Annotated in this window: 20 protein-coding genes; 7 read left to right on the top strand and 13 right to left on the bottom strand. The window is 72.7% G+C overall.

Annotated features, from left to right (window positions below; genetic code table 11):
• Positions 1–56: 56 nt before the first annotated feature.
• The 7 genes from ABEB28_RS09415 to ABEB28_RS09385 form a co-directional block, all read right to left on the bottom strand.
• Entirely contained in the window at positions 57–1,376 is a 1,320-nt protein-coding gene (locus ABEB28_RS09415) for an SRPBCC family protein (RefSeq protein ID WP_345727598.1), read from the bottom strand.
• A complete protein-coding gene (locus ABEB28_RS09410; protein WP_345727597.1) occupies positions 1,376–2,749 on the bottom strand; it encodes a vWA domain-containing protein in 1,374 nt (457 codons plus the stop codon). The genes ABEB28_RS09415 and ABEB28_RS09410 overlap by 1 nt, the downstream gene beginning before the upstream one ends.
• A complete protein-coding gene (locus ABEB28_RS09405) occupies positions 2,742–3,617 on the bottom strand; it encodes an AAA family ATPase (protein WP_345727662.1) in 876 nt (291 codons plus the stop codon). Before ABEB28_RS09405 ends, ABEB28_RS09410 begins: the two co-directional genes overlap by 8 nt.
• A gap of 98 nt (positions 3,618–3,715) precedes the next feature.
• Positions 3,716–4,723, bottom strand: a complete 1,008-nt coding sequence (locus ABEB28_RS09400) for an XdhC family protein (protein ID WP_345727596.1) — start codon at positions 4,721–4,723, stop codon at positions 3,716–3,718.
• Positions 4,723–7,119 (bottom strand): aerobic carbon-monoxide dehydrogenase large subunit, encoded by a 2,397-nt coding sequence (locus ABEB28_RS09395; protein ID WP_345727595.1) that lies wholly within the window; start codon positions 7,117–7,119, stop codon positions 4,723–4,725. Before ABEB28_RS09395 ends, ABEB28_RS09400 begins: the two co-directional genes overlap by 1 nt.
• Positions 7,116–7,589, bottom strand: a complete 474-nt coding sequence (locus ABEB28_RS09390; protein WP_345727594.1) for a (2Fe-2S)-binding protein — start codon at positions 7,587–7,589, stop codon at positions 7,116–7,118. The genes ABEB28_RS09395 and ABEB28_RS09390 overlap by 4 nt, the downstream gene beginning before the upstream one ends.
• A gap of 1 nt (position 7,590) precedes the next feature.
• Positions 7,591–8,469, bottom strand: a complete 879-nt coding sequence (locus ABEB28_RS09385; protein WP_345727661.1) for an FAD binding domain-containing protein — start codon at positions 8,467–8,469, stop codon at positions 7,591–7,593.
• Positions 8,470–8,573: 104 nt separating this feature from the next.
• On the opposite strand from ABEB28_RS09385, the gene ABEB28_RS09380 reads away from it, so the two are divergent.
• Positions 8,574–9,533 carry a LysR family transcriptional regulator gene (locus ABEB28_RS09380; RefSeq protein WP_345727593.1) on the top strand — a complete coding sequence of 320 codons (960 nt, stop codon included), beginning with the start codon at positions 8,574–8,576 and terminating at the stop codon, positions 9,531–9,533.
• A gap of 60 nt (positions 9,534–9,593) precedes the next feature.
• Here the strand turns inward: ABEB28_RS09380 and ABEB28_RS09375 are convergent, their stop codons facing one another.
• Positions 9,594–10,157 (bottom strand): DUF3558 family protein, encoded by a 564-nt coding sequence (locus ABEB28_RS09375; RefSeq protein WP_345727592.1) that lies wholly within the window; start codon positions 10,155–10,157, stop codon positions 9,594–9,596.
• Positions 10,158–10,313: 156 nt separating this feature from the next.
• Positions 10,314–11,159: a dioxygenase family protein gene (locus ABEB28_RS09370; protein ID WP_345727591.1), complete on the bottom strand. Its 846-nt coding sequence runs from the start codon at positions 11,157–11,159 to the stop codon at positions 10,314–10,316.
• 88 nt (positions 11,160–11,247) lie between these two features.
• Here ABEB28_RS09370 and ABEB28_RS09365 point away from each other — a divergent pair, with 88 nt between their 5' ends.
• Entirely contained in the window at positions 11,248–11,748 is a 501-nt protein-coding gene (locus tag ABEB28_RS09365) for a MarR family winged helix-turn-helix transcriptional regulator (protein ID WP_345727590.1), read from the top strand.
• 87 nt (positions 11,749–11,835) lie between these two features.
• Here ABEB28_RS09365 and ABEB28_RS09360 read toward each other — a convergent pair whose 3' ends face one another.
• Together ABEB28_RS09360 and ABEB28_RS09355 are read right to left on the bottom strand one after the other, a co-directional pair.
• On the bottom strand, positions 11,836–12,120 hold the full coding sequence (locus ABEB28_RS09360) for a metal-sensitive transcriptional regulator (RefSeq protein WP_345727589.1): 285 nt from the start codon (positions 12,118–12,120) through the stop codon (positions 11,836–11,838).
• A gap of 36 nt (positions 12,121–12,156) precedes the next feature.
• The gene (locus tag ABEB28_RS09355) at positions 12,157–13,134 is read right to left on the bottom strand and encodes a peptidase associated/transthyretin-like domain-containing protein (protein WP_345727588.1); all 978 of its coding nucleotides are present in this window, start codon (positions 13,132–13,134) and stop codon (positions 12,157–12,159) included.
• A gap of 209 nt (positions 13,135–13,343) precedes the next feature.
• On the opposite strand from ABEB28_RS09355, the gene ABEB28_RS09350 reads away from it, so the two are divergent.
• Together ABEB28_RS09350 and ABEB28_RS09345 are read left to right on the top strand one after the other, a co-directional pair.
• Positions 13,344–13,778, top strand: a complete 435-nt coding sequence (locus ABEB28_RS09350) for a DUF2243 domain-containing protein (protein WP_345727587.1) — start codon at positions 13,344–13,346, stop codon at positions 13,776–13,778.
• Entirely contained in the window at positions 13,775–14,557 is a 783-nt protein-coding gene (locus ABEB28_RS09345) for a cytochrome c oxidase assembly protein (RefSeq protein ID WP_345727586.1), read from the top strand. The genes ABEB28_RS09350 and ABEB28_RS09345 overlap by 4 nt, the downstream gene beginning before the upstream one ends.
• Here ABEB28_RS09345 and ABEB28_RS09340 read toward each other — a convergent pair.
• The gene (locus tag ABEB28_RS09340; protein ID WP_345727585.1) at positions 14,542–15,141 is read right to left on the bottom strand and encodes a sulfite oxidase-like oxidoreductase; all 600 of its coding nucleotides are present in this window, start codon (positions 15,139–15,141) and stop codon (positions 14,542–14,544) included. The two genes, ABEB28_RS09345 and ABEB28_RS09340, sit on opposite strands and share 16 nt — an antisense overlap.
• Positions 15,142–15,282: 141 nt before the next feature.
• Between ABEB28_RS09340 and ABEB28_RS09335 the strand changes: the two genes are divergently transcribed.
• From ABEB28_RS09335 to ABEB28_RS09325, 3 genes are all read left to right on the top strand, one after another.
• Positions 15,283–15,576, top strand: a complete 294-nt coding sequence (locus tag ABEB28_RS09335) for a hypothetical protein (RefSeq protein WP_345727584.1) — start codon at positions 15,283–15,285, stop codon at positions 15,574–15,576.
• Positions 15,573–16,085, top strand: coding sequence for a GAF domain-containing protein (locus tag ABEB28_RS09330; RefSeq protein WP_345727583.1), 513 nt, complete (start codon positions 15,573–15,575; stop codon positions 16,083–16,085). Before ABEB28_RS09335 ends, ABEB28_RS09330 begins: the two co-directional genes overlap by 4 nt.
• Before the next feature lie 63 nt (positions 16,086–16,148).
• Positions 16,149–18,245: a sensor histidine kinase gene (locus ABEB28_RS09325; RefSeq protein WP_345727582.1), complete on the top strand. Its 2,097-nt coding sequence runs from the start codon at positions 16,149–16,151 to the stop codon at positions 18,243–18,245.
• On the opposite strand, the gene ABEB28_RS09320 is transcribed toward ABEB28_RS09325, so the two are convergent.
• On the bottom strand, positions 18,211–19,380 hold the full coding sequence (locus ABEB28_RS09320) for a saccharopine dehydrogenase family protein (protein WP_345727581.1): 1,170 nt from the start codon (positions 19,378–19,380) through the stop codon (positions 18,211–18,213). The genes ABEB28_RS09325 and ABEB28_RS09320 overlap by 35 nt on opposite strands.
• Positions 19,381–19,455 lie beyond the last annotated feature (75 nt).

The following is a 19,455-nucleotide window of genomic DNA, read 5'->3' as shown; positions in this document are numbered from 1 at the left end:
GGTCCGGACCGGAAGGGCGGAGAGGCCCGGCCGGCGATCGGCCGGGCCTCCCGGGGTCAGCTCGCTCGGCGACCGCGGCGCTTGCCGAGGAGGTAGGCGAGGAAAGCAACGATCGCCAGCAGTCCGAAGGCCTTCTTGGGCTCGCGGAGCTGGGCCTCCGCGATCGCCCGCGCGAGTGCGAGGGCGTCCAACGCGTTGTCGTCCGCCGCGGGTGGCGTGAACGTCGCGGCGGGACGGCTCGGTGCGGGGTCGGCCGCCGGCGGGCGCGCCGCCACGCCGACCGCGGCCGGGCGGCTCAGCGTGGTCGCGCCCGATGCGGGCTCGGCCGCAGTCGAGTCGGTCGGGGTGGTGCCGGCCGGGGCCGGGCCGCCGTCCGCGGCGATCGGCTCCGCGGGGGTGGCCCGGGGGAAATCGCCCGCGATCTCCGCCGCCGGTGCGTCCGCAGCGGCGGCGGCCGGGGCCGGGGAGCCGTCGGCGGCCACGGGCGGGCTCTCCACCACGCTGCCGTTGGCGGAGGTAACGTCGCCGTGCGCGGTCGCCTTCGCGGCGGCGCGCTTCCGCGGCGCGGCCTTCTTCGCGGGCGTTCCGCTCGGCGTGGCATCGCTGCCGGATCCCGCCCTCGGGGCCTCCGGAGACGCTGCGGCCGTGGACCCCGTGTCCTCCGAGGGGGTGGCGTCCGCTCGGGCGGACTTCGCAGCCGGGGCCTTCGGCGCCGCGGTGTCCGAGGTGGTGGCCTTGCCGGCCTTCGCCGCGGTGGACTTCGCGGCTGTGCTCTTCGCGCCCGTGCCCTTCGCGCCGGTCGTCTTCGCGGCGGCAGGCTTCGCGGTGGTCTTCCTCGCCGCGGTGGCGCCCGCGGCCGTGTCGGAGGGCGCGGCGGTGCCCGCCGTCGCGGTGCTGGAAGCTGCGGTGGCAGCCGTGGCCGGGGCGTCGCCGGCGGCGAGCATGGCCTGTAGGTTCGTCGCGAACTGCGCCATCATCTGCTCGGTGACGGTGTTGATCACGCCCTGACCCATCGCCGCCGCCCGGCCGGACAGGTTCACGTTCGCGGTCACAGTGCCGTGCGTCGTGGTGCCGTCGGAGGTCAGCGCGAGCTGCGCGGTCGCCTCCGCGGTGCCCTGCCCGCGGGCCTCCTTCGCCTTGCCGCGCAGCGTCGCCCGGTGCTCTTCCGGGTGCCGCTCGACCACCTCTAACTGGCCCTTGTACTGCATGGTCACCGGACCGAGCTTGATCTTCATCCCGACCTGGTAGGCGTCCTCGGAGAGCGTGTTGAGGACCTGCGCACCGGGCAGGCATGCCGCGACCCGCTCGAAGTCCATCAACGTCGACCAGACCTGGTCGATCGGGGCTGTCACGTCGAACGCGCTGTCGAGCTGCATCAGCGATATCCCTTCTGGAGGTTCGGTCCAGGCCGGCTCGGGGAGCGGGGGCCGCATGCGGCGACCGCGGCGGCAACCTCGTTCAGTGCGGCCAGGCTATGCCCGCTCACGAACGCGTCGCAGTACGGGAGCGCCGCGGCCATGCCACCGACCTTCGGTGCGTAGCCGGCGGCGGCCTTCCGCGGATTCACCCAGACGATCCGGTGCGCGACCCGGCGTAACCGTGCCATCTGCGCGGCGACGTCGGCGGGCTCGTCCTGGGCCCAGCCGTCGGAGAGTACGACGACGACCGCGCCGCGCGCGAGCCCACGGCGTCCGTGGTCGTCCAGGAACCGCCGCAGGGCCTCGGCCAAACGGGTGCCCCCGGCCCAGTCGGGCGCGGCCTCGGCGGCGCGCCGCAGCGCGAGATCCGGGTCGCGAGCGGCGAGTGACCGGGTCAGCCGCGTCAGCCGGGTGGCGAACACGAACGCCTCCGCTCGTGCCCCGGCCACCCGCCTTCCGCCGAAAACACAGCCGTGCAGCAGCGCGAGGAACACCCTGGTGTAGGGCTCCATCGACCCGGAGACGTCACAGAGCAGCACGAGCGGCCGCGGGCGGCGCCTACGGCGCCGATGCACGAGTGCGACCGGATCCCCACCGGTCTTCCGGGCGGCCCGTACGGTGCGGCGGACGTCGATCCGCTCGCCGTTCTTGGTGGACGCCCGGGAGCGGCGGGTCCGGCGGAGCGGCGTGGCGAGGACGAGCCGCCGGACGAGTTGCCGGACGGCGTCCACCTCGTCGGCGGTGAGCTCGGCGAACGCCGTGTGCTGGAGCCGCTCGGTCGCCGAGGCCAGCGCAGGCACAGCACGGGGCTCCCCGGGTTCGTTCCCGGCGGACGACGAGCCCGCACTTGCCCCGGACGGTGCCGGCTCCGCGGGACGGTTGTCCGGGGGCGCCGGGCGGGTCTCCGGCGTGGTGTCGGGCAGCGGCGGTGCGTTCGGGTCGCCGCGCGAGTCGGCCAGGTCCACCGGCGGAGCGTCGTCGCCGAAGACACCGGCGAACACCGCGTCGAACGCGGCTACCTGGGTGGCGTCGGACACCAGCGTGGTGCGCGCCGTCCAGTAGAGACGGTCCCGGGACGACGGCGGCACCAGCCGGAGCGCAGCCGCGAACCGGGCGGCGCGGTCGGTGCCCGCCGGGACGCCGCCGCGGTGCAGCGCGTCGACGAACCGGACCGCGAGCGCTGCCGGCTCCACCGCGAGACCGCCGGGGACGACGCGCGTCCCGCCGGCCGCGGGCACCTGCCCCGGGCGGTGGTCACCGGACGTGCGGACCTGCCCCGGGCGGTGGTCACCGGACGTGCGGTGGTCGCCCCGGGGGTCCCGGTCAGGCACGGGACGACCCGGTGAGCCAACCCAGGCCCTTGGCGCGGACCAGCTCGAGGTCCTCGCGGCTCTTGAGCACCGACCCGAGCGTGGTGACGGCCAGTTCCGCCGGGACCGCGTCCAGCCGGGGGACCCCGAGCAGCGTCAGCGCCGCGACCCAGTCCACGGTCTCCGCGATCCCCGGCGGCTTCTCCAGGTCGAGGCCGCGCATCCGGACGACCGCCGCGGTGGCGTCCAGCGTGAGCGGCAGCGCGCTGTCCGGCACGCGGCGTCGCACGATCTCAGCCGCCCGATCCGGAGCGGGGTAGTCGATCCAGTGGTAGAGACAGCGCCGTTTCAACGCGTCGTGCAGGTCCCGGGTGCGGTTGGAGGTCAGCACGACGATCGGCGGGTGGACGGCGGTCACCGTGCCGAGCTCGGGGATCGTGACGGCGGCCTCGGCGAGGAGCTCGAACGTGAACGCCTCGAAGTCGTCGTCGGCCCGGTCCAGTTCGTCGATGAGTAACACCGCAGGGCGGGGCCCCGGGTGCTCCAGCGCCGCCAGCAGCGGACGTCGCAGCAGGTAGTCGCGGGTGAACAGATCGTTCTCGGCGAGCCGCTCGTCCCGCGCCTCGGCCATCCGGATCGCCAGCAACTGCCGGGGGTAGTTCCACTCGTAGAGCGCCTCGGCGGCGTCGATGCCCTCGTAGCACTGGAGCCGGACCAGCGGCGTGTCCAGCGCGCGGGCCAGCGCCTTCGCCGCCTCGGTCTTGCCGACGCCCGGCTCGCCCTCGAGCAGCACCGGCTGCGGTAGCCGCACGGCGAGGAAGAGCGCGGTCGCCAGCCCGGGATCGACCACGTAGTCGGCGGCATCGAGCGCGCCGATCAGCGAGTCGATGTCGGGGAACGCGGCCGCGACCTCCGGGGCGGCGCCGGCCCGCGCGGCCCCGGAGTGCGGTGGGACGCTCGCGTGCGGCCCGGACCCCGCGCCGGCCGTCACCCGCGGTCCGCCTGGGCACCGGCGCTCGCGACGTACCGCCGCCGGCAGCCCTCGGCACAGAAGTACACGGACTCGCCGTCCGCGCTCGCCGCCCGGAGGGCGCCCGGCACGACCGCCACGGTCATCCCACAAACAGGATCGATCGCCGTTGGTGCTTCCGACTCCAGCACCGCGAGCGGGACCGTGCCCGGCGGCACGACCGGCGGCGCGCTTCCGGAGTCCGCGGTGCTGGGCACGGCACTGCCGGTTGCGGTGGTTCGCGGGGCGGCGTCGATATCGGGATGAGCAACCACGACGGCGGGAGAGGCGGGCCGCGACCGGAGTGCGACGATCTCGGCGAGGATCGAGAGCGCGACCTCGGGCGCGGTCCGACCGCCGAGGTCGAGCCCGGCGGGCGAGTGCACCCGGGCGCGCTGCTCGTCGGTGACCTCCAGCGAGGCGATCACCGTCGCACCGCGCTTGCGCGAAGCCACCAGGCCGACGTACGGGACGCCGGCCCGGAGGGCGCTCTCCATGGCCGGCTCCTCGTCCCGCCCGTGCGACGCGACGACCACCGCCGCCGCATCGTCGGGCGAGCCTCCGAACTCCACGGCGAACCCCAGCGGCGTGCCGAGTTCGGCCAGCGCCGCGCCGATCGGCGTGCGACCGACGACGACCAGCCGCGGCGCCGGGCGACGCGGCTCCAGGAAGATCTCCAGGCTGCCGCCGGACAGGCACGGGTTCGCGACCGTCACGGCACCGTCCTCGACCCGGGTGTCCGGAGCGCCCGGCTCGATCCGCAGCAGCAGCGGGTCGCCGGTGCCGAGCGCCGCCAGCGCGTGCACCCGGACCGACGACTCGGCGCAGGACCCGCCGACGAAGCCCTCGATGGCTCCGTCGGCGCGGACCAGCGCGGTGTCCCCGGGGTGCGCGCTGGCCGGCTTGCCCGCGCGCACGACGGTGGCTTGGACGAACGGTTGCCGTGCGCGAGCGAGCTCGGCCGCACGTTCTGCGATGGACGGCATCAGATCGGCGGCGTGGCCCGGCCCTGCATCGCCGCCCACACCCGGTCCGGCGTGCACGGCATGTCCAGGTGGGTCACCCCGTACGGGGCCAGCGCGTCGACCACGGCGTTCACCACGGCCGGCGGCGAACCGACGGTCGCGGACTCGCCGATGCCCTTGGCGCCGATCGGGTGGTGCGGCGACGGGGTGACCGTGAAGTCGGTCTCCCAGTCCGGCACCTCCATCGCGGTCGGGATCAGGTAGTCCATGAACGACCCGCCGAGGCAGTTGCCCTGCTCGTCGAAGCCGATGAACTCCATCAACGCCATGCCGACGCCGTCGGTCAGGCCGCCGTGCACCTGGCCCTCGATGATCATCGGGTTGATCCGGGTTCCGCAGTCGTCCACCGCGATGAAGCGGCGCACCTTCACGTGCCCGGTGCCGGGGTCCACGTCGACGACGCAGATGTAGGCGCCGTACGGGAACGTGAGGTTCGGCGGGTTGTACGTGACCTCGGCGTCGAGGTTGCCGTCGATGCCTTCGGGCAGCTCGACGGTGCCGTGGGCGCCCATCGCGATCTCCGCGATCGACTTGCCCTGCGACGGGTCGCCGGTGACGAACCAGCGGCCCTTCTCCCACTCCAGGTCCTCCGGGCGGACCTCGAGCATCGCGGCGGCGATGTGCTTGGCCTTCTCCCGCACCTTGCGGGTGGCGAGCGCGACCGCACCGCCGCTGACCGGCGTCGACCGGCTGCCGTAGGTGCCCAGCCCGAACGGGGTGTTGTCGGTGTCGCCGTGGACGACCTCGATGTCCTCCGGCGGGATACCGATCTCCTCGGCGACGATCTGCGCGAACGTCGTCTCGTGGCCCTGTCCCTGGGTCTGGACGGAGAGACGCACGACGGCCTTACCGGTCGGGTGCACCCGCACCTCGGCGCCGTCGGCCATGCCGAGACCGAGGATGTCCATGTGGCGGCGAGGGCCGGCGCCGACGGTCTCGGTGAAGAACGAGATGCCGATGCCCATCAACTCGCCGCGCTCGCGCTTCTCGGCCTGCTCCCGGCGCAGGTCGTCGTAGCCCGCCCGCTCCAGCGCGACCTGCATCGTCTTCTCGTAGTCGCCGGAGTCGTACTCCCACCCGGTCTTGTTCGCGTAGGGGAACTGCTCGGGCCGGATGAAGTTCTTCCGCCGCAGCTGAGCCGGGTCCATCTGCAGCTTCGCGGCGAGCACGTCGACCATGCGCTCGATCAGGTACACCGCCTCGGTAACCCGGAACGAACACGCGTAGGCGACGCCGCCCGGCGCCTTGTTCGTGTAGACGCCGGTGACCTTGCAGTACGCGGCCTGCAGGTCGTAGCTGCCGGTGAAGATGTGGAAGAACCCGGCGGGGTACTTGGTCGGGTTCGCGCTGGCGTTGAACGCGCCGTGGTCGGCGATGACGTTCGTGCGGACCGCGAGGATCTTGCCGTCCTTCGTCGCCGCCACGTCGGCCTGCATGATGTAGTCCCGGGCGAAGCTGGTCGACATCAGGTTCTCCGACCGGTCCTCGACCCACTTCACCGGCTTGCCGGTGACGATCGAGCCGACGACGGCCAGGATGTAGCCGGGGTAGATGCCGACCTTGTTGCCGAAGCCCCCGCCGATGTCCGGGCTGATCACCCGGATCTTGTGCTCGGGCAACCCGGCGACGAGCGCGAACAGCGTCCGGTGGGCGTGCGGCGCCTGGGTGGTCTCGTAGAGCGTCAGCTTGCCGTCGATCTGGTCGTAGTCGGCGATCGCGCCGCAGGTCTCCATCGGCGCCGGGTGCACGCGCGGGTAGACGACCTCTTCGCTGACGACGACGTCGGCGTTCGCGAAGACCGCGGCGGTCTCGTCCTGGTCGCCCGCTTCCCAGTCGAAGATGTGGTTGTTCGTCTTGTTCTCGAGGTCGTCGCGGATCACCGGCGCGTCGGCGTCCAGCGCCTTCCGGACGTCGACGACCGGCTCCAGCACGTCGTAGTCGACGTCGATCAGCTCGAGCGCGTCGCGGGCGGCGTACCGGTCCTCGGCGATGACGAACGCGACCTCCTGGCCCTGGAAGCGCACCTTGTCGGTGGCGAGCACGGCCTGGACGTCGTAGGAGAGCGTCGGCGCCCAGGCCAGGTTGAGTCCTTCGAGGTCGGTGCCGGTGATCACCGCCAGCACCTTCGGGTGGGCCAGCGCCTCGGTGGTGTCGATCGAGAGGATCTTCGCGTGCGCGACCGGCGAGCGCAGGATCGCGCCGTGCAGCATTCCGGGCAGCACGATGTCGTCCAGGTAGCGGCCCTTGCCCCGGATGAACCGGGGGTCCTCCTTGCGCTGGAGGCGGCCGAAGCCGATCGGGCGGCTCTCGTCCCCGGCGGCGGGGTTGGTCTCGCGGGGCTGTTCCAGGATCGTCATGCCTGCGCGCCTTCCTGGTTCTTGGCCGCCCACTGCACCGACCGGACGATCGTCGAGTAACCCGTGCAGCGGCAGATCTGACCGGAGATCGCGCTCCGGATCTCGGTCTCGTCCGGGTCGGGGTTGCGGTCGAGCAGCGCGCGGGCGGTCATCATCATGCCGGGGGTGCAGAACCCGCACTGCAGGCCGTGCTCGGCCATGAAGCCCTGCTGGACGGGGTCGAGCGTGCCGTTCTGCGCCAGGCCCTCGACCGTCCGGATCTCCCGTCCGGCGGCCATCGCGGCGAGCACCGTGCAGGACTTCACCGGCTCGCCGTCCATCAGCAGGACGCAGGTGCCGCAGTTGCTGGTGTCGCAGCCCCAGTGCGTGCCGGTCAGCCGGAGGGTGTCGCGGACGAAGTGCACCAGCAGCGTGCGGGGCTCGCACTCGGCGGTGACCTCGGTGCCGTTGACGGTCAGTGTGATCTGCATGTCAGCCCTCCTCGCCCGCGGCGCGCTCGGTGGCCCGGCGGAGCACCCGCCGGGTCAGTTCCGCGGCGAGGTGCCGCTTGTAGTCGACGGGGCCGCGCTGGTCGGCGACCGGGTTGCAGTCCTCGGCGGCGATCGCGGCCGCCGCGTCGAACAGCTCGTCGGCCGGGCGCTGCCCGAGCAGGCGTTCCTCGGCGCGGGTGGCGGTACGACCGTCCAGGCCGACCGAGGTCAGGCCGATCGCGGCGTGCGTGATCGTCCCCTCGGGGCTCAGCGTGATCGACGCTCCGGCGGCGGCGATCGCCCAGTCACCGACCCGCCGTTCGACCTTCTCGTACGCGCTGCCCGACCGGGGGAGCACCGGGAAGCGGATCTCGGTCAGCAGCTCGTCCTGGGCGACCGCGGTCTCGTACGGGCCGCGGTGCATCTCGGGCATCGTCAGCACCCGTTCGCCGTCGAGTCCGCGGATCACGACCTCGGCGCGGAGCACCTCGCAGACGGTGGAGAGGTCCTCGGCGGGGTCGGCCTGGCAGAGCGAGCCGCCGATCGTGCCGCGGTTGCGGACGATCGGATCGGCGATCACCTTCTCGGCGTCGGTCACGATCGGGAAGAGCCGCGCGATCAGGTCGGAGGCCAGGAGGGTGGCGTGCCGGGTCAGTGCTCCGATCCGGACGGTGCCCCCGTCCTCGACCAGGTAGTCCAGCTCGAACAGGTCGTTGATGTCGATCAGCCACTCGGGCCTGGCCAGGCGCAGCTTCATCATCGGCAGCAGGCTGTGCCCACCGGCGATCACCCGCGACTCGGGGCCGTGTCTCTGTAACAAGGAGAGGGCGTCCTCGACGCTCTCGGCCCGGGCGTAGTCAAAGGGAGCCGGAACTTGCACCTGGGTGCCTCCACATCGGGGGATGGGGTTTCCGGGGCCGACCTTGTTACCGGCGTTCACGAGTGTCAAGGTCGTCATAAGCGAATGGTTAAGAGGTGTCGCCGATGACCCTGAGCCAGCTGCGTACCTTTGCGTTGGTCGTCCGGCTCGGATCGCTGCGGGCGGCCGCGGCCGAGCTCGGGGTCAGCGAACCGGCCGTTTCAGCAGCGGTGGCAGCACTGCGGCAGGAATTGGGTGATCCGCTGTTCGTCCGGTCCGGCGGCGGTATCGCGTTCACCCCTGGCGGGCGTCGGCTCGCCGCGCACGCGGAGGAGATCGTCGGCCTGGCCGAGCAGGCTCGGCGCGAGGTGGCCGAGACCCGCACCGCGACGACGTCCCTGCGGACGGCGGCGACCAGCGACTTCGCTGAGCACGCCGCGGGCGCGCTGCTCGACGCGTTCAGCCGGCGGCTGCCGGACTGTGCGGTGGACCTGGCGGTGTCCGACGGTGCGGCGCTCGCCGACGCGCTCAACCGACGGGCCGCCGACGTCGTGCTCGGTCCCCGGCCGCGGACCGGTGGGGACGGTGGTCTGGACGCGGTGCCGTTCCTGCGGTACCAGCGGATCCTGGTCGCCGCGCCGGACCATCCACTGCACGACGAGACGCCGTCGCTGGCGGCGGCGCTGCGGCACGTGTGGCTGACCGGGCCGGTCGGCCTGGAGGAGCTGGCCGAGGAGGGGCGCTGGCTGGCTCGCCAGTCGGCCTGGCCGGACCTGGTGCGGTTCCCGACCGAGACCGAGGCGGTGGCGGCCACCCGGGCCGGTGACGGGGTGATGCTCGCGCTCGGGCACGTCGTCCGCGCCGACCTCCGGCAGGGGACGCTCGTGCGGGTGCCCGTCCCCGGAACACCGGTGCAGGGACTCTGGTACGCCACCGTGCTGGGGCGTGGGCGGGCGAGTGCGGCGGCGCGGGCGCTGCAGGAGTTCGTGACGACGCCGGGCGCGACCGCCGCGATGCTCGCGCCGCCGGGAGGGACGCCGTCGGCCCCACGCCGCCCCCCGGTGCACGTCGCGCTCTGGAGCTAGCGGCGAATGAACGCGGATCGGGCGGCCGGTAGCGCGCCCGATCCGCGTTCGTTCCGGGCGTCAGAGCTGGTTGATGATCTTTTCGGCGGTGGCGGTCGCGACGGTCTGGTTGCCGGCGTCGTCGGTCGAGCCCGTCGCGTAGACGTCGATCGACAGCTCGCCGGTGCGGACGAACAGGTGGCCGGAGGACGTGTACGCCTCGTCCCCGATCCCGTCGACGTCGACCGCCTCGGGGTCGCGGATCGCGAAGTCATCGGCGGTGGTGGGCGCGAGGAACACCGCGAGCACGCCCTCCTCCAGCTGCCACTGGCAGGTCCGGGTCGCTCCCGAACCGGCGTTGTCGCGGTCGATCTGGGTGATCTCCCGGGACGTCAGCGCGTTGACGTCGGCCGGAGTCAGCAGCTCGCAGGGGTTCGGGACCTGCCCGTCGTCCGCGGCCGGGGCGGCGCTGGCCGTGGCCTCGCCGGTGGGCTGTGTCGACGAGGTCGTCGGACCGGAGGACGTCGGCCTGGGCGACGGCGGTGCGTCGTCGGTGGAGACGTCGATCGAACCGCACCCGGTGAGCGCGAGCAGTCCGGTGGCGGCAGCGGCGGCGAGCAGAGTGCGGAGGGTCCGGGGGGTCATCGTGCGTACTCCTTCGGAGTATGGATGGCGGCCTCGGAGTGCTGCCGGCCGGTACGCACAGGTTCCCGTTCTGCGCCGCCGGGGACGATTGGCGAAGCGACGTCCGGACTGTTCGTCGGATGACATAACCGCCCATCCGTCTCGGGAGTAACAGCCTCAGGCGGCCTGGAACGACCGTTTGGCCAGGCCCATGAAGTAGCCGTCGACGGTCGTGGTCACCGGCGCCTCCGGGTCGTCGGCCGCGCCCAGCGCGACGAAGAGCGGTGTGAAGTGCTCCGGCGTGGGGTGCGCGTACGGCATCCCCGGCGCACGGTCCCGGAACGCCGACAGCTCCTCGACGTCGCCGCGGCCGAGCGCGTCCGCGGCCCAAGCGTCGAACTCCGCCGACCAGCCGGGCGCCGTGGCGTCCAGGCGGTAGTCGCGGAGGAACCGCAGGCCGTGCGTCATGAACCCGGACCCGATCACCAAGACCCCCTGTTCGCGCAGCGGGCGGAGCCGCTCGCCGAGCGCGATCAGCCGCGCCGGGTCGTGCGTCGGGATGCTCATCTGGAGCACCGGCACGTCCGCGTCCGGGTACATGACCTTGAGCGGAACCCAGGCCCCGTGGTCGAGCCCACGGTCGCGGTGCTCGTGGACGGTCTCGGTGTCGGGTAGTACCGAGAGCAGCCGGGTGGCCAGGTCGCTCGCGTCCGGGGTGTCGTATCGCATGCGGTAGTACCGCGGGTCGAAGCCGCCGAAGTCGTAGACCGGTGTGGTGTGGGCCTGCGTGCTGCTGACCGAGAGCGGCGCCAGCTCCCAGTGCGCCGAGACGATCAGGATGGCCTTCGGCTTCGGCAGCGACCGGGCCCACGTGAACATCTCGTCCATCCACGTGGCGTCCTCGAAGAGCGGTGGTGCGCCGTGGCTGAGGTAGATCGATGGCAGGGCGCCGTCCTCGGGCGTCCACAGCCGGTGCGGCCCGGCCGCTGCGGCGTTCTCCAGGTGAGTCGCGAACGGGTGCATGGCGGGGCCTCCGACAACAGGTAGTTGATCTCTCAACTAAGTTACCGCAGTAAAGTTGAAGCATCAAGTTATGACGTACACTGGGGCCGTGACCAGCTCGCCCGACCCCACCGCGACGCCGCCGTGGCTCGACCCCGACCAGCAGCGCACGTGGCTGCGGCTCGCGGGGCTTCTGATCAAGCTCCCGGCCGCGCTCGACGCGCAGCTCCAGCGCGACGCGGGCCTGAGCCACTTCGACTACATGGTGCTCTCGCAGCTGTCCGAGGCGCCGAATCGCACGCTCCGGATGAGTCAGCTGGCCGAGCTGGCCAACGGGTCGCTGTCCCGGCTGTCGCACGTGGTCAAGCGCTTGGAGCAGCGCGGCTGGGTGCGGCGGCAGCCGTGTCTCGAGGACGGCCGGGCCACGAACGCGATCCTCACCGAGGACGGCTACGAGAAGGTCGTGCAGACCGCGCCCGGGCACGTGGCGACGGTCCGCTCACTGGTCGTCGACCCGCTCACCCCCGACGAGCTGGCGCGGTTCGGCGATCTGGTCGGCACGCTGCTGGCGCGCGTCGATCCGGACGGCGACTGCCCCGGCCAGGACTGAGCGCGACGGGCGTGGTTGTCGGATCCTCGCTCTCCGGGGGTCCACGATGCGACAACCACAAGGCGCTGCGGGCAGCGGCGCTCGGCGTCAGGATCGGACGAGACGCGCGATCGCGTCGGAGGCCTCCCGGACCTTCGCGTCCGCCTCCGGGCCGCCGTTGCGGGCGGCGTCCACCACGCAGTGCGCCAGGTGCTCGTCGAGCAGGCCCAGTGCGACCGACTGCAGCGCTTTGGTCGCCGCCGACACCTGGGTGAGGATGTCGATGCAGTACTCCTCCTGATCGACCATCCGCTGCAATCCGCGGATCTGCCCCTCGATGCGGCGCAGTCGCTTGAGGTAGGCGTCCTTGTCGGCGATGTAGGCGTGTGCCACGGCCGCCGTCCCTTCGTCGTCCGGTTCGATCGCCCCCTACTGTACCCCCCCAGGGTACTGACCGCCCGAGGCCGGCCCGGCCGCGCCCGGCGGGACGTCGAGCAGGTCGACGGCGAGGTTGATCGCGCCCAAGTAGGCGTCGCCGTAGCGGGCGAGCGTCAACAGTGTGGACTGCTCGAACAACGCGTCGGACGCGTTCCGCGTACTGCGGGCGTCGCGGGGCCGGTACGGTGCCGCCGCGTAGACCCGGTCACTCACCGCGTCGTCCAGGAACAGCTGCGTACTGAGCACGGTCCGCCGGTCGCGGTAGACCTTGGCGTGCAGATGCGGCGCCCGCCCGACGTACCAGCCGGGGTAGATCGTCGTGAAGCGCACGACCCCGCTCCGGTCCGCGATCTGGGCGCCACGCAGGTACGTGCTCTCGTCGCCCGGCTGCGCCTCGGCGTCGCCGCGGCTGTAGGACCCGTCCGACGTCCGGTTCGCGTAACCCATCGGATCGGCGGTCGGGTCACCGGCCGGCAGTTCGACCCCGAGCGGATTGGGCCAGCCCAGCGGCGGGCCGGGCGGCGCCGGCCGGGTCGGCGGTGCCGGTCGTCCGGGCCGCGTCTGCCCTTCGACGCTGCGGCCCGCGCCCTCGAACCCCGAGTACCGGCCGGTCGCGTCGCAGTTCCACACCTCCACGACCGCACCCGGCACCGGCCGGGCTCCGCAGCCGGCACCGTCCACGACGCGCAGCGCGAGTTGGAGCGTCGTGCCCTGGCGGCTCTCCCGGATGTCGCTGCGCAGCCGGTCGACGTCGAACCAGTACGGGCCCTGGGCGAGCTGCCGGGACGGGCGGCAGGTCCGCGCGGCGCCCAGCAGCGCGAGCGTCGCCGCCTCCACCGGGATGTCGGTCGGGGGTAGCCGCGTCTCGCCGCGTCCACCGGCACCGCATCCGGCCAGCCCGGCCAACCCCGCCGTGCCGGCGCCGGCCAGCCCGAGCGCACCGACGGTGAGCGCTCGGCGTCTGCTCATCCGGCGACGGAGATCCTGCCCCATGTGAAAACCCCCAGTCTGACGCGTCTCCGGCGAAACGAGATATGCCGGGAGAATTCGGCCGCGCTGGGGGGAGTGTGGCCGAAGTGACCCACTTGGCGCGGCCCCGTGCGGTGTCCCGTTTGCGGACGTTCGCAGGGGGAACCGGAACCGGACCACACGCCCGCCGCCGGAAGAGAGGGTGACCGTTGGACCGCAACGTGCTGTCGGGAGCGCTGCTCGGCTTGGGAGTCGCCGCGTTCGTCGACGAGACGGTGTTCCACCAGCTGCTCCACTGGCACCACTTCTACGACAAGTCCACGGCCGCGGCCGGACTCGTCTCCGACGGCCTGTTCCACGCGGTCAGCTGGTTCGCCACGGTTGCCGCGCTGTTCCTGCTCGCCGACCTCCGGCGGCGCCGGGTGTTCGCCGCGCGGCGCTGGTGGGGGGCTCTGCTCGCCGCCGCCGGAGCGTTCCAGCTCTACGACGGGACGGTCCAGCACAAGCTGCTGAAGCTCCACCAGATCCGGTATCACGTCGACGTGGCGCCGTACGACTGGGCGTGGAACGTGATCGCGGTGCTGCTGCTCGGCGCCGGTGCCTTCCTGCTGGTAACGGCCCGCCGTACCCACTCGACGACGTGACGCACCACGATCCGGCCTCGGTGACCGGCCTGCTGCTGCTCGGCTCCGCGCTGGCGCTACCGCTGCTCTGTTACCGGTTGGCGGTCGGGGAGGCGAATCGCCGCCACGGCCACTGGCCTGGCCGGCGCAGCGGGTGCTGGGCGGCCGGACTCGCGACCCTCGGGCTGGGCGTCGCCGGTACCGGACTGCTGTCGGAGCACGGGTTCGTCCCGCACATGGTGTCCCACCTGCTCGTCGGCATGGTGGCGCCGCTGCTCCTCGCGCTCGCCGCGCCGGTGTCGCTCGCCCTCCGGGCGCTGCCGGTGGCGCGGGCCCGCACGCTGGTGCGCGTGCTGCGCTCGGCCCCGCTGCGGACGCTCGGCCACCCGGTCACGGCGGCGGTGATCAACGCGGGCGGTCTCTGGCTGCTCTACGCGACGCCGCTCTACTCAGCGGTCGGCAACCATCCGCTGCTCCACGTCCACCTGCTGGCCGCCGGTTACCTGTTCGCCGCCGCGATCCTCGGCACGCATCCCCGGCCGGCCGGCTTCCCGCTCCGGGCCGCGGTCCTCGTCGGGTACCTCGCCGCGCACGACATCCTCGCGAAGTACCTGTACGGGCACCCACCGGCCGGAGTGCCGACGGCGGACGCGGAGCTCGGCGCCCAGCTCATGTACTACGGCGGCGACGCGGTCGACCTCGTGCTGATCGTGCTGCTCTGCCGCGCCTGGTTCCGGACGCTCGCCCGCCGCGAGCAGCGGGCGCAGCAGGTTCCCGAGCGGGCTCAGTCGCCGTCGTAACGCTGCTCGCGCCACGGGTCGCCGTAGTCGTGGTAACCGGCGCGCTCCCAGAAGCCCTTCCTCTCGTCCGCGAGCAGCTCGAGCCGGGTCACCCACTTCGCCGACTTCCAGAAGTACAGGTGCGGTACGAGCAGCCGGGCCGGCCCGCCGTGCTCCGGCGTGAGCGGCTTCCCGTCGTAGGAGAACGCCACCCAGGCCTTGCCGTTGCGCAGGTCGGCCAGCGGAAGGTTCGTCGTGTAGCCGCCGTACGAGTGCACGAGGACGTGCGACGCCGACGTCCGCACGCCGTCGAGCAGCGTGTCGAGCGACACGCCTTCCCAGGTCGTGCCGAACTTCGACCACTTCGTGACGCAGTGGATGTCGACCGTCGGGGTGGCCCGCGGAAGTGCCCGGAACTCGTCCCAGGACCAGCGGTGGCGCTCTCCGGACTCGGTGCTGATCGTGAACTGCCAGGTGTCCGTCGACACCCGGGGCGTCGGCCCGGCGGAGAGCACGGGGAAGCCGTCGGTGACGTACTGACCGGGCGGGAGCAGGCCGTTCGCGGGCCGCCGTCGCCCCTGGAAGCCGGGAGAGAAGATCGCCACGCGGAGCTCCTGTCGTAGGCGGGTGGGGGACCTCAGTCTGCTCCTCCGCGTGCGCCACGTCTTCGGTCGGATGACTGCTCAGTTCGCCCGGTCCGCGGTCGACAGGGAGGAAGGCGTCAGACGGGGGAGAGGCAGCACCGCATGACCACGAACGCGAGCACGGTGGCCGGTCTGACCCGCCCCGATGTCGCCGAGGCCCGCCGCGCGGTGGACCGCATCTACGGCTCGCAGGCGGCCGGGATCTGGGCGGAGCTCCTGGTCGCCGCCGGGCTGGACGGCACCGAGACGGATCCGGCCGCGATCGACCGGCTGCTCGACGCGATGCGCTCGGCGGCTCCGGTCACCGCGCTCTGCGGGGAGGCACTGGCCATCCGGGTGGTGAGCTACGACCGGCTCGCTCAGGCGCACGAACTCGAGCGGAGCACCACCTCGTGAAGCAGCTCACCGACGCCGACCTCGACGCGTTCGCGTCCCTCGACCGGCTCCGGGCGCTCGCCGCCTACGACCTCGCCCACCCGGACCTGATCGAGGAGCTGGACGCGATCGCCGCGCACACCGCCGAGCAGATCTGCCAGCCGATCGCGTTGACCAACCTCGTGCTCGACACTGCCACGCTGGTGAAGGGTAGCTACGGGCTCGACGAGTACGGCGGCGCGCCCGGCGCGCCGATCGAGTGGTCGCTCTGCGTCCGCGCGGTACGCCCCGGCGGTGACTGCGTGATCCCGGACCTGACCCTCGACCCGGAGGAGCACGACAACCCGATGATCGCCATGGGGCTGCGCAGTTATGCCGGCACCCCACTGCGCACGCTGGACGGGCACGTGATCGGCGCCCACTGCGTCCTCGGCACCGAGGCTCACGACTTCACCGCGTCCGAGCTCGCGGTGTTGAGGACGGCGGCCGACGAGGTGGTCACCACGCTGGAACGGTACGGCCGGGACTGATTGAGCGCTAAAAGTGCTTTCCGGGCATTTCACTGATTAACTCGAGTGGTGAAGGGTCGAACGATGTCCGGGGCATGGGCCCGGACGCGCGATCTCCTGCTGCCGACCGCCGTGTGGCTGGTGCTCTGCGTGGTCGGTGTGGCGGCGCTGTCCTGGGCGCAGCGGTCGAGCCGGGACGACCTGGTGCAGCGGTTCGACATGCGGACGTCGCTGGGCAGCCAGTTCGTCGCCAGTTACGTCCAGGACGTGCTGGCGCGGGAGCGCACCCAGGCCGAGACCTTCCTGTCCGCGAAGACCGTCAGCGCCGCCGACTTCCGGCGCTCGGTAGCCACGTTCGGCTACCCCGCCGCCGTGCTCGTCGACGCCCAGGGACGGCTGCTGCACGTCGAGCCCCCGAACCCCGCGCTGGTCGGAACCAACGTCCTCGGGAAGTACGCGCACCTCCGGACCGCCACGCTCACCGGCGTTCCCGCGGTCTCCGCCGTGGTTCCGTCGGCCAGCGAGCGCGTCCCGGTGACCGCGTTCGCGATGCCGTTCGAGACCCGGTACGGGCGGCGGGTGTTCTCTGGTGCGGTCGAGGTGGCCCGCAGCCCACTCTCGGCCTACCTCGCGAAGGCGCTCACGATCCCCGACAACCGGGTGTACCTCGTTGACGGCGTCGGCCGGGTTGTCGCCTCGAATCGGGCGGTGACCAGCCAGAACAACAGTTTGGGCCGAGCCGAGCCGGCGCTAGCCCAGGCGCTGGGCCACCACTCGTCGGGGCGGGCCTCCGGCTCCTACCCGAGCGCGGGCGGCCACTGGACGTTCAGCAGCTACCCAGTGAGCGGTACCGGCTGGCGGCTGGTCGCGACCGTGCCGGACGTCTCGCTCTACGCGCCGCTCACCGGCGCGACGACCGGGGGCCGGGCCGGTCTGCTCACCGCGGCGGTCGTCGGCCTGGTGGCGGTCGTGATCGCCGCCCGGGGCGCACGCAGCCGCCGTGAGCTGCGGCTGAGCGAGGAACGTTTCCGGACGGTGTTCGACCGTTCGCTGGTGGGCATGGCGCTCGCCGACCTCACCGGCCGGTTCCGCCAGGCCAACGAGGCGTTCTGCGCCGTGCTCGGCCTCTCCCGGGAGACGATCGGGCAGCTCACCGTCGCCGACGTCACCCACCCGGACGACCTCCCGGCGACCGAGACCGCGATGCGCGAGACGCTGTCCGGGGGAGTACCCGGATTCACCTTGGAGAAGCGGTACCGGCACGCCGACGGCCACGCGGTGCACGCGGCCACGACCGTCACCCTGCTCCGCGACCTCCGGAACCAGCCGGTGCGGTTCGCGGTGCAGGTCGTCGACATCACCGACCGGAAGCGGCTGGAGGACGAGGAGGCCGCCGCCCGCGCCCAGCTGGCCCGCCACGCCGGCGAGCTGGAACGGATGAACGGCAACCTGACCGCCGCCCGCGACCGGATGACCGACTTCGTGGCGATGCTCTCGCACGACGTCCGGCAGCCGATCACCGGCATCCTCGGGTACGCCGAGACCCTCACCGACGACTGGGACCGCCTGCCCGACGCGCGCAAGCAGCAGTACCTGTTCGGGATCGCGGCGGCGGGTCAGCGGCTGAACCGCCTGGTCGAGGACATCCTCACGGTCGCGCAGCTGGACGCGGGTGTGCTCCTGCCGAAGACCACCACCGTCGAGCTGCGCGCGGCCCTGCACGATGCGGTGCTGACGCTCCCGCCCGACCAGGCCCTCGACGTCTCGGTCTCGGTGCCCGAGGGGCTGCTCGTGGAGGTCGACCCCGGCCACCTCCACCAGATCGTCACGAACCTGCTCGGCAACGCGGTCAAGTACGGTGCCCCGCCGTTCGACCTCGCCGCCCGCTCGCTCGGCCGCACGGTCGAACTCGTCGTCTGCGACCACGGCGAGGGCGTGCCCCCGGACTTCGTCCCGCACCTCTTCGACCGGTTCAGCCGGGCCGACACCGGGGTCGCGACGACGAAGCGCGGCACCGGGCTCGGCCTCTACATCGTCCGGACGCTCGCCGAGGCCGGGCAGATCGGGCTCGCGTACCGGCCGAACCGGCCCACCGGCGCCTGCTTCCTGCTGGACCTGCCCGCCGCCGCGACCGTGCGCTCCGGCGTCAGTCCTGCCACCGCCCACGGACGCGGAACGTGATGCCCGCGGCGTCCAGCCGCTCCACCAGCCGGTCACCCATCGCCACCGCGGTGGTGACCTGACCGGCGGTCTCCGGCAGCGTGTCGGTCGCCAGGCAGAGCGTCGCCTCGGCCAGCATGACCGCGGTGGACGCGTACCCCGGGTCACGATCGCCGCGGACCTCGGTGAGCACCCGCTGCCCGCCGCCGACGCCGGTGAACCGGAGCGAGAACCAGCCGGCCTCCCGCTGCTCCTCGGTCGGTCCCTCGCCGGACGTCCAGCGCTCCAGGATTCGCTTGCGCAGCGCCGGAACCTGCGCGGCGGCGACCAGCGCGCCGGTACCGGCGACCACCGCCGCCGCGTGCACCGGGGAGGGGAGCGCCAGGTACTGCGCGTAGCGGAAGTCCGGGCCGTAGCGGTCGAGTGCCGTCGCCGAGCGCGCGACGACCTGCGGGTCGAGTGTCGGCAGCGGCACCGTCCAGACGCTCACCGGGTGCGTGCGGGGCAGCGGACCGGTGAGGTGCACCCGACGGCCGTTCCCCCGGCTCTCGCGGCGTCGTCGTTCGCGGAACGCGCGTTGGGCCGCAGGCAGGTCGCCGACGGCTTCGACCAGCGAGTGCACGGTCCCGGCCGACGGTCGCCCGGATGCCTGCAGGAAGCTCTCCACCTGCAGCGGGACACCCTCCGGTAACTGCCCGACGGTGAAGTACGCACCGAGGTCGGCCGGGATGGAGTCGAACCCGCAGGCGTGCACCAGCCGGGCCCCAGTGCGCAGCGCGGTCTCGTGGTGGCGCAGGTACATCTCGTCGACGAAGCGGGGCTCACCAGTGAGGTCGGTGTAGTCGGTCCCGGCCGCCGCACACGCCGCCACCAGCGGCTCGCCGTACCGGACGTAGGGGCCGACGGTGCTGGCCACCACCCGCGTCGACTCGGCGACCGCGCGCAGCGACGCCGCGTCCGTCACGTCCGCCGGTAGCAGTTCGAGTTCCGCCCCGGCCGGACCGAGCCGGTCGCGCACCGCGGCGAGCTTTGTCATGTTCCGCCCGGCGAGGGCCCACCGGAGGCCCGCGGACGCGGAGGCGGCGAGGTACTCCGCGGTCAGGCCGCCGGTGAAGCCGGTGGCGCCGAACAGGACCAGGTCATACGAGCGTGCCATTGCCGGAGGGTATCCACAGTCCGGTGGTTTCGCACCGCGAAGGCCGACCCCGCGTGCGGGGCCGGCCTTCACTGC

It is taken from the genome of Cryptosporangium minutisporangium, from assembly GCF_039536245.1.
GTDB lineage: Bacteria > Actinomycetota > Actinomycetes > Mycobacteriales > Cryptosporangiaceae > Cryptosporangium > Cryptosporangium minutisporangium.
This window is presented reverse-complemented; position numbering and strand designations above follow the sequence as displayed.

Bases quoted from the DNA above. Each gene is read 5' to 3' on its own strand.
- ABEB28_RS09415 (WP_345727598.1), bottom strand. From the start codon at position 1,376: ATGCAGCTCGACAGCGCGTTCGACGTGACAGCCCCGATCGACCAGGTC.
- ABEB28_RS09400 (WP_345727596.1), bottom strand. From the start codon at position 4,723: ATGCCGTCCATCGCAGAACGTGCGGCCGAGCTCGCTCGCGCACGGCAA.
- ABEB28_RS09395 (WP_345727595.1), bottom strand. From the start codon at position 7,119: ATGACGATCCTGGAACAGCCCCGCGAGACCAACCCCGCCGCCGGGGAC.
- ABEB28_RS09390 (WP_345727594.1), bottom strand. From the start codon at position 7,589: ATGCAGATCACACTGACCGTCAACGGCACCGAGGTCACCGCCGAGTGC.
- ABEB28_RS09380 (WP_345727593.1), top strand. From the start codon at position 8,574: ATGACCCTGAGCCAGCTGCGTACCTTTGCGTTGGTCGTCCGGCTCGGA.
- ABEB28_RS09375 (WP_345727592.1), bottom strand. From the start codon at position 10,157: ATGACCCCCCGGACCCTCCGCACTCTGCTCGCCGCCGCTGCCGCCACC.
- ABEB28_RS09370 (WP_345727591.1), bottom strand. From the start codon at position 11,159: ATGCACCCGTTCGCGACTCACCTGGAGAACGCCGCAGCGGCCGGGCCG.
- ABEB28_RS09355 (WP_345727588.1), bottom strand. From the start codon at position 13,134: ATGAGCAGACGCCGAGCGCTCACCGTCGGTGCGCTCGGGCTGGCCGGC.
- ABEB28_RS09335 (WP_345727584.1), top strand. From the start codon at position 15,283: ATGACCACGAACGCGAGCACGGTGGCCGGTCTGACCCGCCCCGATGTC.
- ABEB28_RS09325 (WP_345727582.1), top strand. From the start codon at position 16,149: ATGTCCGGGGCATGGGCCCGGACGCGCGATCTCCTGCTGCCGACCGCC.
- ABEB28_RS09320 (WP_345727581.1), bottom strand. From the start codon at position 19,380: ATGGCACGCTCGTATGACCTGGTCCTGTTCGGCGCCACCGGCTTCACC.